Consider the following 672-nt stretch of genomic DNA (forward strand, 5'->3'; position numbering starts at 1 on the left):
GCTCTAACCGCCTGAGCTATAGGCCCGAAAATTGGGATCGACCGAGCGCAGAGATTACCGCACCGGAGTGCAGAGTCCCAAATCAATCCCTGTCGGCCAGCGTGACCTCGACCCCGCCGACCAGATCGGTGGTCAGGTTGTAGATGAAGGCACCGATGGTCGCCATCGCACACAGCACGACGATGTTCACCAGTCCGATCAGCGCCGAGCCGCCGAAGATCGTTCCGCTGGAGACCAATTCACCGCCCGACGCACCGCTTGCGCTGGTGAGAAGGTCGCCGACATTGCTGTTGAGCTTGCTCCACACGCCCATGGCGCCGAGCACCAGGTACAGGAACGCCACCGCGATCATCCACACGAAGAACAGCACCACCGACAAGACCAGTGAGACCTTGAGCACAGTCCACGGGTCGACCCGGCGAATCTGCATGCTGGCCCGGACCGGACCCTGATGCGTGCCACGATTGGCCACCTGGATCCGCGTCGTCGGGCTGTTGCTCGAGCTTCTGGCCGGCGGTGCCTCACCGGCTGTCTTGCGTTGCGGCGTACGCGGCGAGGGCCCGGACAGGTCCGGGATCTCGCTCGCATAGGCCTCGGGCCGGACCTGTTCGGTGCGGCCGGCCGAGGGAGCAGGCGCGGCCGGACGGGCCGGACGCGCCTGCTGCTCAGTGT

The 672-nt window shown here is 65.6% G+C and carries 1 protein-coding gene; it reads right to left on the reverse strand.

Features of this window, described 5'->3' with window-relative positions; translation table 11 throughout:
- Positions 1-82 precede the first annotated feature (82 nt).
- Positions 83-672: DUF3566 domain-containing protein (locus IMZ11_RS43120; RefSeq protein WP_228649422.1), on the reverse strand; the 590-nt coding region annotated here is incomplete at its 5' end.

The sequence above is a fragment of the Microtetraspora sp. AC03309 genome (assembly GCF_020826795.1).
Lineage (GTDB): Bacteria > Actinomycetota > Actinomycetes > Streptosporangiales > Streptosporangiaceae > Microtetraspora > Microtetraspora glauca.